This is a genomic window from Psychrobacter sp. 78a-MNA-CIBAN-0178, assembly GCF_040309625.1.
In the GTDB taxonomy this organism is placed as follows: Bacteria; Pseudomonadota; Gammaproteobacteria; order Pseudomonadales; family Moraxellaceae; genus Psychrobacter; species Psychrobacter okhotskensis.
Window position 1 is genome coordinate 1 of the sequence record NZ_JBEOOZ010000085.1, and the last position, 462, is coordinate 462.

Below are 462 nucleotides of genomic sequence, written 5' to 3' on the forward strand. Positions count from 1 at the left end.
GGCATCAAGCGCACGGACGATGAGTTCTGCTGGCTCTTCGATGTCGCTGACGTTATCGACTTTACCCAAGTTGACCGCTGATAGCGTACAAAGGGCGATTTCCCCTTCTTCATCATTGATGTTATCTAGTGGCTTAGTCGGTAGCGCGATTTCCATACATAGGTTTGACTGGCGAATCGGGGCAACCGTCGCGTCAAATGGGCTATGGGTGTTGCAATGATCGACGTTTTGGATATAGATACGACCCGTACTAGCACGCTCTTGCATCATTAGGCTGAACAAATCAGCAGCTGGGATTTGACGGCTGCGTACGTTAGGATCATTTTCGTACTTGGTATATAATTCTTCGAACTTGTCTTGATCTTCAAAGAACGCATCATACAAGCCAGGAGTATCGCCTGGAGAGAATAGCGAGATGTCTTGGCCTTTGATGAGGCGCGTGTACATTGTTTTGTTTAACTG

Annotated in this window: 1 protein-coding gene; it reads right to left on the reverse strand. The window is 47.4% G+C overall.

The window, feature by feature from the left end:
* A partial coding sequence (locus AAEY80_RS14350; RefSeq protein WP_502945558.1) for a ribonucleotide reductase barrel domain-containing protein occupies positions 1 to 462 on the reverse strand: 462 nt, incomplete at both ends.